Source organism: Rhodoferax ferrireducens T118 (assembly GCF_000013605.1).
GTDB classification, from domain to species: domain Bacteria; phylum Pseudomonadota; class Gammaproteobacteria; order Burkholderiales; family Burkholderiaceae_C; genus Rhodoferax; species Rhodoferax ferrireducens.
The window spans coordinates 4,384,794-4,397,340 of the sequence record NC_007908.1 but is presented as its reverse complement, the minus strand read 5'-3'; the positions used below and the strand labels follow the sequence as shown (position 1 = coordinate 4,397,340).

Genomic DNA, 12,547 nt, shown 5'->3' with positions numbered 1-12,547 from the left:
GCCACCGTAATTCAAAAGGCGCATTCACCCAATAGCAGGCCGCGGCAATCCGTAGCGATGCGGCTCAACCATGAAATTCCCACGTCATTGGAAAGGTTGAAGCTCAGCATAGGCAGCAACTGGTGACACAATGCCCGCTGATTTGAAGGCAAAAAAATGGGGAGGCTTACGTGAAAACGCGCTCCAGTTTTGAAACCAAGGTGCTGGTCGCGTTTACCGCTGCCGTGCTGGTGGTTGCGGGACTCGCCACCACCACCTGGAAGGTGGCGCAAGGCGCTGCCGAAGCGGCACACTGGGTAGCGCACACCCACGAGGTGCTTGATAGCCTTGCCCAAACAAGGGCAAACACGCTTCAGATCGAATTCAGCACGCAAAGCTACAGGATTTCGGGCGACCCGGCGCGACTTGCCGAACGCGATGCGACGATTGCGACGCGGGAAACCCTGCTGAGCCAGGTCAAGCAGCTCACCAGCGACAATGCCCGCCAGCAGGAGCGCTGGATGCGGCTGCGCGAGGTCATTGATGAACGACTCGCAATTTCCAGACGTGTCGAATTCTTGCGAAAGACCCAGGGCCTCGAAGCCGCGAGCGCATTTGTGGCAAGCGCTCCGCTGCAGGAAACGCGCGAGCGCACCTACGGCCTATTGCGCGAGATGAACGAAGAGGAGCGTCGGCTCTTGGAGGACCGCAATGCCGAGCAGTTGCGTGCGCGCCAAAGCATGGTGGCTGCCGGCGCGCTGGTCGCGCTCTTGCTGCTCGCGCTGCTTACGGCCACCTTTGGATTGATTCGGCGTCAGTTGCGCGAAACCGAAGCAAGTCGACGCGCGCTCGCCGACAGCGAGGAGAGCCTCTCCACCACGCTGTATTCGATCGGCGATGCGGTGCTGGCGACGGACACCGAGGCACGTATCACGCGCATGAATCCGGTTGCGGAAGCTCTCACCGGCTGGCCCTTCGCCGACGCGCAGGGCCGCCCCGTCGAGGAGGTATTTCGTATTGTCAACGAACACACCCGGGAGCCGGCCGAGGTGCCGGTGGCCAAGGCGCTGGCCACTGGCGAAATCCAGGAGCTGGCCAATCACACTGTGCTGATCGCGCGCGATGGCAGCGAGCGCCCTATTTCCGACAGCGCGGCGCCGATACGCGATACCAGGGGACGGGTGGGCGGCGTGGTGCTCGTTTTCCGAGATGTGACCATTGCGCACCAGGCCCAACAGACAATCCGCGAACAGAACGAACTGCTGGAACAGCGCGTACACGAGCGGACGATTCAACTGCACGAGAGCGAGGATCACCTGCGCAGCGTGATCAGCAACGTGCCCGTGATGATCGCCTACGTCGATGCGCAGCAGCGCTACATCTATGTCAATCAGTCGTACCGGGAGCGTTTCTCGCCCGGGCAGGCCGACATCGCGGGTCAGACGGTGCGCGACATCCTGGGCCACGAACGCTATGCCGTCGCCGCCCCACTCATTGCCAAGGTGTTGCAAGGACAGCCGCAAAGCTACGACTGGCAACCCTTCCCCGGTGTCTGGCAGCTCGTCAACTACGTGCCCAAGCGCGATGCCCGGGAAGGGGTGGTCGGCTATTACGTGCTGGGCACCGACCTCACCGAGCGTAAACACGCCGAGGAAAAGATCCGCACGCTCAATGCCGAGCTCGAGCAGCGCGTGCGCGAGCTGGAGCATGTCAGCCGTGCACTGCGCACCCTGAGCGCGGGTAACCGCACCATGCTGCGCGCGACCGTCGAGCAAGGCTTGCTCGACAATATGTGCCGGGCCATCGTGGCCAACGGCGGCTATCAAATGGCGTCGGTGTGGTACCGGATCGATGATGAATTCAAATCACTGCGGGCGATGGCGGAAAGTGGTCACCCGGGCGGCCTCGACGCTCTGCATCAGATGAAGGGTAGCTGGGCCGACAACGAGTACGGCGGCGGCGCGGTCGCCTCTGCGATCCGCACTGGGCAGGCCAGCGTGGTCCAGAACATCCTCGCCGATCCGAATTACGCACCGTGGCGGCCCTATCTGCCAGGCTATGCCTGCGTCATTGCCTGCCCGCTGCGCGTCGACGGCGAGATCATCGGTGGGCTCGCCATTTACTCTGCTGAGCCGGATTCCTTTGGATTGGATGAAGTGACGCTTCTCACTGAATCGGCTGATGACCTGGCTTTTGGCATTGCCACCCTGCGCGCACGCGCCGAGCAACAAAAAATCCAGCAGGCAATGGAGCGCCTGACGCGCTACGACGCCCTCACGGGACTACCCAACGAGACTCAATTCACGGAGTTCCTCGCTGCTGCCATAGATGCCGCCAAGCGGCTCAACCAGCCATTCGCCGTGCTGCAAGCCAATGTCGAACGGCTGAGTGAGATCAATGATGCCCTTGGGTTCGGCCACGGCGATCAATTGCTGCGGGAGTTCGGAGCACGGCTATGCGTCGCCGCGCCGGCGTCTGCCATGGTCGCGCGCCTGCGGGGTGATGAATTCGCGATCCTGCTGCCCGACAGCAACGCCAATAGCGTCATCACCATGCTGCAACGCGTGGAAGACGTGTTGGCGCAGCCGTTCCCGGTCGCCGACATTGCGCCAGATGTGTCGGCCAAAATCGGTGTCGCGTTGTTTCCACAACATGGGGCGACACCCCACGACCTGTTCCGGCATATGGACATGGCTGTGCACCAGGCCAAGAAAAAAGGTGTGAAGCACGCCATCTTCGATCCAGACCTGAACCAGGACCAATCGCGCCGTCTGACTATGGCCGGGGAACTGCGGCGGGCGATCGAGGGTGGTGATCTGTTGCTCTACCTGCAGCCGAAAGTGGAGATCACCACCGGTCGCTTGTGCGGCGCCGAAGGACTGGTTCGCTGGAAGCACGCAGAGCGTGGGCTGATTCCGCCGGGCGAATTCATTGGGCTCGCCGAACAAACCGGGCTCATCAAGCCGCTCACCGAATGGGTGATCAAGACCAGCTTGCGCTTGAACCAGGCCTGGCAGTATGAAGGCTGCGCACTGCCAATCGCCGTTAACCTTTCTGCACACAACCTGCACGACGAAAGGTTGCTGCAAACAATCCGCCACTTGCAGACCACATATGGCGTGGCTGCCGGCCTGCTCGAACTTGAAAACACCGAGAGCGCGGTGATGGACGACGCCGAATTCGCACTGCGTGTATTGCACAGCCTGCGCGATGAAGGCATACCGCTTTACATCGACGACTTCGGTACCGGTTATTCCTCGCTCAGCTATTTGCAGAAACTACCGGTGGAGTACATCAAGATCGATCAATCGTTTGTACGCGACATGACAATCAGCAGGGATTCCTCGCTGATCGTGCGATCTACGATCGACCTGGTCCGTGACCTCGGACGCAAGACGGTGGCCGAGGGCATCGAGACCCAGGAACAATGGGATCAACTCGCCGCATGTGGTTGCGATATCGCGCAAGGCTACTTCATCGCCAGACCGATGCCGGCCGAGGACTTCCAGAACTGGGTCAAACAATTTCGTGCGCCTGTCACGACACCGTCGGGTAAAGCCTGCGGAACGCCGCTCGACATTCAGTCAGCAATCTCATAAGTGCTTGATTTTGCAGTGCTCCTGGAAACGATCGGCATCGGACATTCAACTCACGCGTCACTCAACATTCAACTTTGTCGTTTTTGCGCCATTCAGCATTCAATTATCTTGACATTCGCCGGGTGCGAACCAGATTCATGTCTGAAATTCTCGGTCGGAATATTTCGATAAAACAGCCGCTCTTACCGTATGCGCGCGAACCACACTATCCAAACAAGCACTCGCGTACCACCTTGGTCAAATCCGTGTCGGCAGCAACACACTCTTCCAGATTCATTGCGCGAGGCAGTCCTTCGCGGCAAAGCGTCTTCCCGTCTCAAATGGTCACTATCAATAGAGTGGTCAGAATAGAGCGGAACGGTGGTCAGTGGTTTCCAGCATACGCAAGCCATTTTGAATGGCCTGCGCCTTGGGGGAATAATTCTTTATTTCCAATTGATTGCGCTTACCAGCGACGCTTAAACTACTCGGAGCAGGCATTCAGGCTGACGCTTACAAGACAGTCTCGATGACTTCTAAACTTTATCTCATCAACTTTTGAATGAAATCATGAAAAATGGCCCGACTGTCTCATTTGCTTCTGATTGTTAACAGCTGAGTCAGTTGACAGTCTGATTTTGATATTATTTTAATAGCTACTTAGGCAATGTTTACGGCGGCTAGAGCCCTATTTTATGCAGAACGATAGCGCTGCTGTCGGCCCCTGGTTCAGCACCCAGTCGCTGGCCAACTCGATCGACCGCGCCACCTGGGACCGCGGCCTGACGCTGTACCTGGCGCAAAAGGTGCTGTCGCTGGAAATCAAGCCCATGGGCGACTACTGGCAGTTGCTGGCCACTGTGCAGGGCAGTCAACGCTGGCCCTACCAGGTGTCGATCGAGCTCACATTCAAGCCCAATGGCGAAGTCGCCAACTGGGACAGCGACTGCAGCTGCCCGGTTGGTTACCAGTGCAAGCACGGGGTGGCGGTGCTGCTCAAGGCGGCGCAGCAGGGGCGCCGGCTGATGGACCCCAGCGCGGCGCTCAGTGCGTGCGCGCCTGCCGCGCCCACGCCCGAGCAGATTGAAGCGGCGCAACAGGTCGCACGGGAGCGGGCCGCCGAACAAGCCCGCCGCGAGGCCGAGGCGCCCCTGTTGCACTGGCTGCAGGAGTTGAACCAGGCTGCGCGCCAGGGCGCGCAGGCCGGCATCGACACGGACGCCCGCTCTGTGCACGAGCAGTATCTGTACCTGTTGTCCGTGGCCGGCGCCAAGGGCCGCACGCCCGAGCTGCAAATGGACGTCGTCGTGTCCTGCCCCAAAGTCCATGGCGGCTGGGCCAAACCCAAAGCGCTGCGCATTGCACCGGCGCGCGGACAGACCACGTTTGACCAGGCCACGCAGGTCGATCAGGAGTTACTGCAGCTGATGCGTGCCCTGCCCAGCGGCAGCAGCGGTTACTACAGCTACGGTTACAAAGCCAAAGTCACGTTGTACGGCAAGATTGGTGTCATGGTGCTGCAGCAAGCGGCCAGTACCGGGCGCTTGCTGTTTGAGAGCGGCAAGGGTCTGCCGGGCGCCCCGGTGCAATGGGGCGCGCCGCAGGACTTGCGCTGGGAATGGCATGAAGTAGCCAGCCCGAACGATGCCGAGCCCGCCTGGGCCCTGCGCGCGCGCTTAGGCAACGCTAGAGCGCAACTGTGCCTGAACACGCCGACCTTGTACCTCGATGCGGCCAGTGGTCTGTGCGGCTTGGTTCAGGCTGACGGCGTGCCCGCCGCGCAGCTGTCGGTACTGCTGAAGGCGCCGCCGCTCAAACCCTCGGCGTTGAAGACGCACCAACTGGCACTGCTGCAACAGCTGGGCCCGGTGCCGCCACCGCCGGTGCTGGAGCAGTTGCCCACACTCTCGGGCATCACACCGCACGCCTGCCTGCACATCGCACCGCTGCCGGTGTCAGACACCCTGCTCAAAGGTTTGCTGCAGGCGCAACTGCAGTTTGACTATGCGGGGCGCCGGGGTTGGTGGGCGGGTCTTGGCACCACGGTGCTGGTGGATGACGCGCAGGGCCGCGTGCTGCTGCACCGCGACCCGGAGGCCGAGTTTGAAGCCGTCGCGCAGCTGACGGGAATGGGGCTGCGCTCCACCGAGCCGGGCCGCTTTGGCCTTCCCGGCGACGCCTCGCAGCAAAGCTGGCTGCAATGGGCGGACAGCGGTTTTGCCGCGTTCAAGGCGGCCGGCTTTGAGGTCACGCTCGACGACGCACTGATTGACTGGATCAGCCACGCCGATGACCTCGACGTGAAGCTGCAGGGCCGGGGCGATGATGAGGACGGCGCGCATGACCCGCATGCCGGTCACGCCGGCGTCAATGGCAAGGAAGACGAGGACGGTGACGCGGGCGTCACCTCGCCCTGGTTTGACCTGTCCCTGGGGATGGAGATCAACGGCGTGCGCCACAACATCCTGCCCTGGCTGCCGACACTGATTGCACAGGCGGCCACCAGCCCGCTCGACCCGGCCACCGGCTTGCCCAATATCCCGCCGTTTATCTTTTTGCCCAACACCGCGGGGCAAGGCTTCATCCGCCTGCCCACCGACGCGCTCAAGCCCTGGATGGCCGCGCTCCTGGAGCTGGTGGGCGACCGCAGCCATGATTTCACCGGCGACTGCCTGAAACTCTCGCGCCTGGATGCCATGCGCACCACCGCTTCGCTGGGGGAAGGCGCGGTCTGGGACGGCGCACAGGCACTGCGCAAGTTGGTCAAGCAACTCAGCGGCCAGACCGAATTACCTACGGTGCCGGTGCCGACCAGCGTGCAGGCCAGCCTGCGCCCGTACCAGCAGCAGGGCCTGAACTGGCTGCAGTTCTTGCGTCAATACAGTCTGGGCGGCATCCTGGCCGACGACATGGGGCTGGGCAAAACGCTGCAAACCCTGGTCCACATCCAGGTTGAAAAAGACGCGGGCCGCCTGAAATACCCGGCGCTGATCGTGGCGCCGGTCAGCCTGATGGGCAATTGGCAGCGCGAGGCCGCGCGCTTTTGCCCCAACTTGCGCAGCCTGGTGCTGCATGGCAAAGACCGGCACGAGCTGGCCGACAGCCTGCACGACCATGACATCGTCATCACGCCTTATTCGCTGCTGGAGCGCGACCGCGAGCGCTGGCTCAAGACCCGCTGGCACCTGGTGGTGCTGGACGAAGCGCAAAACATCAAAAACGCCAGCACCCAAGCCGCGCAGGTGGCCAGCCAGATGCGCGCGCGCCAGCGCCTGTGCCTGTCGGGCACGCCGATGGAAAACCATCTGGGCGAAATCTGGAGCCTGTTCCACTTCCTGATGCCGGGCTTTCTGGGCAGCCAGAAGAAGTTTCAGGACCTGTTTCGCACGCCGATTGAAAAATTGGGCAACCCGGAGCGGCTGGAACAATTGCGTTCGCGCGTCACGCCCTTCATGCTGCGGCGCACCAAGGCGCTGGTGGCGGGCGAGCTGCCGCCCAAGATCGAGACCGCGATGCGCGTCGAGCTGACCGGCAAACAAGCAGACCTGTACGAAACCATTCGCTTAGGCATGGAAAAGAGCGTGCGCGAAGCGCTCGACACCAAAGGCATGGCCAAGTCGCAGATCACGATTCTGGATGCGCTCTTGAAGCTGCGCCAGGTCTGCTGCGACCCGCATCTGGTGACGCTGGCCGCTGCCAAAAAAGTGAGCAACTCGGCCAAGCTGGAGCGGCTGATGGAAATGCTGCCCGAGATGCTGGCCGAGGGCCGGCGCATCTTGCTGTTTTCGCAGTTCACCAGCATGCTGAAATTGATCGAGGCGGAGCTTCAAAAGCGCAATATCCCATGGATCAAGCTCACCGGCCAGAGCCAGAAGCGCGATGCGTTGATCGAGCAGTTCACCAGCGGCGCCGTGCCGTTGTTCCTGATCAGCCTGAAAGCCGGTGGTGTCGGCCTGAACCTGCCGCAAGCCGACACCGTGATCCACTACGACCCGTGGTGGAACCCGGCAGTCGAAAACCAGGCGACCGACCGCGCCCACCGCATCGGCCAGACGCAAAGCGTGTGGGTCGTCAAGCTGGTGGCGCAAGGCACGATTGAAGAGCGCATCCTGGGCCTGCAAGAGCGCAAGGCGGCGCTGGCCGAGAGCATGTACAGCGGCGCAGTCGGGCGCAAACAGCCGCTGTTTTCCGAGAGTGACCTGGCGGAGTTGCTCAAGCCGCTATCGGTTTGATAGCAACTTGCGCCTATTTCACGGTGACTGCGGGCTGCTTTTTTGCAGTGAAAACGCTGGAGACAGATGGTTGGCCCTCAAGGTGAGGTTGGCAGGCGCCAGCCAGGAAGTGTCGAAATTTTTTACAGTTGCCCTTGCGAAATTATGTGTAAATTCTGTAACTAGTTGTTATTAATGGAATTAGCAAGTCTGGCGCAGATATTGCTTATGACTGTTGGATCAATCCCATCACCGAGAGACCATCATGACCAAATCGCTGACTTCCAAATTTATCGCGGGCGCTTTGCTGACCTGCGCAGCCAGCGCCATGGCCGCGCCGGTTGCGTTTGATGTGACGGCGGCCAGCCTGACACCCGGTGCAGGCTATGGGGTTGACGCCCATGAGAATACTGGCACCTTGCTTGACGTGTTGTTCACCCCGGGGTTCAGCACACAGAACTTTTCGCTCGCCTCGGTCGGCGATCAATCCACTTTCCTGGTGGGAACCCTGGATTTTCGCGAGTCCAATGGTAACGGCGGCATTCTGGCAGCGGAAACGGACGCTTTGGATGTCACTGCCTCGTTGACGTTTGCCAGCCCCTTGGGTTCGACGCAGACCCTCACCACCACCGGCGTCGCGACTGCCGGAGCCATCAATGGCGGCGCCAACGACTCCGCCAACGGGGGTGTCGACTACTCGCTGACCTGGGCCGCCTTGACGAACATTGCCTTTGGCACCGGGGGTCTGTTCGACATCAGCCTCAACCCGATTACCTTTTCAGACACGAGCGACCTGAACCAGAATCTCAGTGCAACGGTCACGTTGCGCGCGTTGCCCGCGACCACGCAGCTAGAGATCGTGCAGCCAGCGGCCGTGCCCGAGCCGGGCTCGCTGGCCCTTTTCGCTGCGGCGCTGACGCTGGCCGGGCTGACGTCCCGGCGCCGTCGCGGCACCGGCGTCTGAGCTGGTCGCTCCCCCAGCGCCGAATCGGCGCTGAAGTCTGGTTCTGACAAGGCGCTGGCTCAAAGCGTCCAGTCATACTCGATGGTGAGCGGCGCGTGATCCGAGAATTTTTCAGCTTTGTAGATGGTTTCCGAGCGTGCCAGCGCCGCCATGGCTGGCGTGGCCAGGTGGTAGTCCAGCCGCCAGCCCACGTTCTTGGCATAGGCCTGACCCCGGTTGCTCCACCAGGTGTAGGCTTCATCCGTGGCGGTGGGTTGCAGTTGCCGGTACACATCCACCAGTCCGGCCTCGGTCAACAACTTCGTCATCCAGGCCCGCTCCTCGGGTAAAAAACCTGAGTTTTTGCGGTTGCCTTTCCAGTTTTTCAGGTCAATTTCCTGGTGCGCGATGTTCACGTCACCGCACAGAATGAACTCGCGCCCGTTCTTGAGCTGCGCCAAATGCAAATAGAACTCTTCCAGAAAACGAAACTTGGCCTGCTGGCGTTCCTCGCCGGACGAGCCGCTGGGGAAGTAGCAACTGATGATGGAGCGCTTGGCCGAGGGTGTGTCAAAACGCAGTTCCACGTAACGGCCCTCGGCGTCAAATTGGGACGAACCGTAGCCGACCCGCACATCGCTGGGTTCGTGCCGGCTGTAGAGGCCAACACCGGAGTACCCCTTTTTCTCGGCAAAATGAAAGTGGCCGCGCAGGCCGGCCAGATGCTCAAATCGGTCTTGCACGTCCAGGGCCTGGGCCTTGACCTCCTGTACACAAATACAATCAGGCTGAGTCTTGGTGAGCCAGGCTTCCAGGCCTTTGGCGGTAGCAGAGCGGATGCCGTTGAGGTTGAGGCTGGTTAATTTAAACAAGGAATTCCCCGATGTCGATAAGTGTTGGAACCAAAACCGGCGCCGCCCCCGCGGCGGACGCATTGGCCCAGGAGTTTGTGCAGTTTGCGCTGGATTGTGGTGTTTTGCGTTTTGGTGAATTCAAAACCAAAGCCGGTCGCCTGAGCCCCTACTTCTTCAATGCCGGCTTGTTTGATGATGGTGCCAAATTAGGACGACTGGCGCAATTTTATGCGCAGCGCCTGCTGGCCAGCGGCATTGAATTCGACATGATTTTTGGCCCCGCCTACAAAGGTATTCCACTCGGTGCGACACTGGCGGTGGAGCTGGCCCGCCTGGGCCGCAACGTCCCTTTTGCCTACAACCGCAAGGAGGTCAAGGACCACGGCGAGGGCGGCACCCTGGTCGGCGCCCCGCTCAAGGGACGGGTGCTGATTGTGGACGACGTGATGTCCGCCGGCACCGCCGCCCGCGAATCAATCGCCATCATCGAGGCCGCGGGTGCCACGGCCCACGCTGTCGTGATTGCGCTGGACCGGCAAGAAATGGCAACCGAGCGCCGTGGCGACTCGGTGGTCGATGTGCCCTACAGCGCCGTGCAGTACGTGCGTTCCCAGCTCGGCTTGCAGGTTTGTGCGATTGCCAATCTGGCGGATTTGATGCAGTATCTTGCCAGGGACAGCGCAGGCGGGCTGGCCGCCGACCATCAGCGCGTCCTGGCCTATCGGCAGCGCTACGGTGTAGAAGAAAGCTAAACATGTTCAGATGGATCGGGTTGGATGCGAGGCAAACGTTCCTGGGTGTGTTGCTGATGGTTCTGTCAGGCATGACTGTTGCCCAGGCGCAGCAGACGGGCGGCGGCAATGGGCAGGGCATCTACACCTGCGTCGACGCGCGGGGCCGGACGTTGACCTCTGACCGGCCCATTCCCGATTGCAGTGATCGCGAACAAAAAGTGCTCAACCCCAGCGGCACGGTCAAAGCCAAGGTAAGTCCAACGCTGACGGCACAGGAGCGCGCTGCGCTTGACGCCCGGGAGAAAGCGGCCCAGGAAGAACGGGCCCGCCTGAATGAAGAAAAACGGCGCGACCGGGCGTTGCTGGCCCGCTACCCGAACCAGGCGGTGCACGACAAGGAACGCGCCGAGGCACTGGCCCAGATTGGCGTGGTGCGCCAGGCGGCGATGCATCGGGTGGAGGAGCTGCTGCGCCAGCGCACCGTGGTTAATGAAGAGATGGAGTTTTACAAGAAGGACCCGAGCAAAGCGCCGCCCTCCGTTCGGCGCCAGGCTGACGAGCTGACCCAAAGCCTGGCCATTCAGGGTCGTTTTATTGCTGATCAGGACGCGGAACTCAAGCGCGTGAACGCGCGTTTCGAAGAAGAACTGGCGCGGCTGAAGCGGCTCTGGTTGCGGCCCTGACCCATGCCCCCCGGACAGCACCAGAGGGTGCCAAACGGGGCCGGAACCTGGCGCATTGAAGCAGACCTGGAATCAGTCCAGTTTCTTGCGCAGCAGATCGTTGACTTGCTGCGGGTTGGCCTTGCCTTGGCTGCCCTTCATGATCTGACCGACCAGCGCGTTGAGCGCCTTGCTGTTGCCGGCCTTGTACTGCTCGATGTTTTTCGGGTTGGCCGCCAGCACGTCGTCGACAATTTTTTCCAGCGCGCCGCTGTCGTTCATTTGCTTGAGACCCTTGGACTCAATCACCGCATCGACATCGGGGGACTCGCCGGCCCACAGCGCATCGAGCACCTGTTTGGCTGCGTTGTTGGACAGGGTGCCATCCACAATGCGGGTGATTAACAGACCCAGCTGCGCGGCGTTCACGGGTGACTGGGCGATGTCAATTTCATCGGTATTGAGTCGGCGCGCCACGTCGCCCATGATCCAGTTGCTGGCCAGTTTGGCCTGCCCGCAGGCTTTGGCGGCGGCTTGAAAATAGGCGGCAATGGCATGGCTTTGAGTCAGCGCCGTGGCATCGTAGTCAGAGAGCCCATAGTCAGCGACAAAGCGCTGCGCCATGACGCGCGGCAGCTCGGTCATCTCGGCGCGAACCCGCTGCACCCAGTCATCGGCAATCACCAGCGGCGGCAAATCCGGGTCGGGAAAATAACGGTAATCGGCCGCATCTTCCTTGCTGCGCATGGAACGCGTTTCACCGCTGTCGGGGTCGAACAATACCGTGGCCTGTTCAATCGCGTGGCCGTCTTCAAGTTGCTCAATCTGCCAGCGCACTTCATAGTCGATGGCTTGCTGCATGAACTTGAAGCTGTTGAGGTTCTTGACCTCGCGCCGTGTGCCCAATGGCGCGCCGGGCTTGCGCACCGACACATTGGCGTCGCAGCGGAAACTGCCTTCCTGCATGTTGCCGTCGCAAATACCAATCCAGGTCACGATCTTGTGCAGCTCCTTGGCGTAGGCTACCGCTTCCAAGCTGGAGCGCATGTCGGGTTCGGTCACGATCTCCAGCAGCGGCGTGCCGGCGCGGTTCAGGTCGATGCCGGTTTGGCCCACATAGTCTTCGTGCAGTGACTTGCCGGCGTCTTCTTCCAGGTGGGCGCGGACCAGCCGCACCGAACGTTTTTCGCCGTCCAGGTAGAACTCGACCTCACCACCGACCACCACCGGAATTTCAAACTGGCTGATCTGGTAGCCCTTGGGCAGGTCGGGATAAAAATAATTCTTGCGCGCAAAAATGCTGCGTGGTGACACCTGGGCGCCAATCGCCAGCGCAAACTGAATGGCCCGCTCGACCGCGCCCCTGTTCATCACCGGCAAGGTGCCCGGCAGCGCCAGGTCCACCGCGCAGGCTTGCGTGTTGGGCTCGGCGCCGAAAGCGGTGGCGGCACGGCTGAAGATTTTGGATTGGGTGGACAACTGGGCGTGGGTCTCGAAGCCAATCACGACTTCGTAACCCAGCACCAGTGGGGATGGGAGGGCAGCCCGCGAGGCTGACGGCGCTTTTTCAACAAACGTATTCATGC

The 12,547-nt window shown here is 61.2% G+C and carries 7 protein-coding genes; 5 read left to right on the top strand and 2 right to left on the bottom strand.

Translation table 11 applies throughout. From position 1 onward, the window contains the following. Window positions 1–170 precede the first annotated feature (170 nt). The 3 genes from RFER_RS19945 (at window position 171) to RFER_RS19935 (ending at window position 8,732) form a co-directional block, all read left to right on the top strand. The gene (locus RFER_RS19945; RefSeq protein WP_011466193.1) at window positions 171–3,578 is read left to right on the top strand and encodes an EAL domain-containing protein; all 3,408 of its coding nucleotides are present in this window, start codon (window positions 171–173) and stop codon (window positions 3,576–3,578) included. A gap of 674 nt (window positions 3,579–4,252) precedes the next feature. Next, complete coding sequence (locus RFER_RS19940) at window positions 4,253–7,789, top strand: DEAD/DEAH box helicase (RefSeq protein WP_011466192.1); 3,537 nt, start codon at window positions 4,253–4,255, stop codon at window positions 7,787–7,789. Between the two features lie 244 nt (window positions 7,790–8,033). Continuing rightward, the gene (locus RFER_RS19935; protein WP_011466191.1) at window positions 8,034–8,732 is read left to right on the top strand and encodes a PEP-CTERM sorting domain-containing protein; all 699 of its coding nucleotides are present in this window, start codon (window positions 8,034–8,036) and stop codon (window positions 8,730–8,732) included. Between the two features lie 59 nt (window positions 8,733–8,791). Here RFER_RS19935 and RFER_RS19930 read toward each other — a convergent pair whose 3' ends face one another. Continuing rightward, window positions 8,792–9,583, bottom strand: coding sequence for an exodeoxyribonuclease III (locus RFER_RS19930; protein WP_011466190.1), 792 nt, complete (start codon window positions 9,581–9,583; stop codon window positions 8,792–8,794). Window positions 9,584–9,594: 11 nt separating this feature from the next. Between RFER_RS19930 and pyrE the strand changes: the two genes are divergently transcribed. Together pyrE and RFER_RS19920 are read left to right on the top strand one after the other, a co-directional pair. Then, the gene (gene pyrE / locus RFER_RS19925; protein WP_041791020.1) at window positions 9,595–10,317 is read left to right on the top strand and encodes an orotate phosphoribosyltransferase; all 723 of its coding nucleotides are present in this window, start codon (window positions 9,595–9,597) and stop codon (window positions 10,315–10,317) included. Between the two features lie 2 nt (window positions 10,318–10,319). After that, window positions 10,320–10,982, top strand: a complete 663-nt coding sequence (locus RFER_RS19920; protein ID WP_011466188.1) for a DUF4124 domain-containing protein — start codon at window positions 10,320–10,322, stop codon at window positions 10,980–10,982. A 72-nt stretch (window positions 10,983–11,054) separates the two neighbouring features. On the opposite strand, the gene gatB is transcribed toward RFER_RS19920, so the two are convergent. Further along, on the bottom strand, window positions 11,055–12,545 hold the full coding sequence (gatB, locus tag RFER_RS19915) for an Asp-tRNA(Asn)/Glu-tRNA(Gln) amidotransferase subunit GatB (RefSeq protein WP_011466187.1): 1,491 nt from the start codon (window positions 12,543–12,545) through the stop codon (window positions 11,055–11,057). Window positions 12,546–12,547 lie beyond the last annotated feature (2 nt).

What these genes read in the sequence shown, in the direction of transcription:
- RFER_RS19940 (WP_011466192.1), top strand. Translation starts at nt 4,253, where the DNA reads ATGCAGAACGATAGCGCTGCTGTCGGCCCCTGGTTCAGCACCCAGTCG.
- pyrE (WP_041791020.1), top strand. Translation starts at nt 9,595, where the DNA reads ATGTCGATAAGTGTTGGAACCAAAACCGGCGCCGCCCCCGCGGCGGAC.
- RFER_RS19920 (WP_011466188.1), top strand. Translation starts at nt 10,320, where the DNA reads ATGTTCAGATGGATCGGGTTGGATGCGAGGCAAACGTTCCTGGGTGTG.
- RFER_RS19935 (WP_011466191.1), top strand. Translation starts at nt 8,034, where the DNA reads ATGACCAAATCGCTGACTTCCAAATTTATCGCGGGCGCTTTGCTGACC.
- gatB (WP_011466187.1), bottom strand. Translation starts at nt 12,545, where the DNA reads ATGAATACGTTTGTTGAAAAAGCGCCGTCAGCCTCGCGGGCTGCCCTC.